The organism is Pseudomonas sp. SIMBA_067 (assembly GCF_046534675.1).
GTDB classification, from domain to species: Bacteria; Pseudomonadota; Gammaproteobacteria; order Pseudomonadales; family Pseudomonadaceae; genus Aquipseudomonas; species Aquipseudomonas putida.
The window spans coordinates 1-258 of record NZ_JAWRYH010000767.1 but is presented as its reverse complement, the minus strand read 5'-3'; the positions used below and the strand labels follow the sequence as shown (position 1 = coordinate 258).

General features: G+C 57.8%; 1 pseudogene. It reads right to left on the bottom strand.

Annotated features, from left to right (window positions below):
* Window positions 1-212: pseudogene (locus SB765_RS31245) on the bottom strand (hypothetical protein); the annotation flags it as partial.
* Window positions 213-258: the final 46 nt, after the last annotated feature.

The window sequence follows — 258 nt, the reverse complement described above, 5'->3', positions numbered from 1 at the left end:
CCCACACCTAGACACCCGAGCGCTCGCTCTGCCGCGTTGGATGGCGCCAACCCCCACAGCAAAGCCCGAATTCCGCTAAGCGCAGACACCTCCCCGTTCAGTCTTGTGAGGTGGATCGCCAGCATCTTCTGCTGATACGTTCGCACTACCTCCATATACAACGAGCGCTTGTCGCCAAAAGCGTTGTACATGCTTTGACGACCAATGTTCATGGCGCTCAGGAGATCGTCTGTCGACGTTGATGCGAACCCCTTCGCC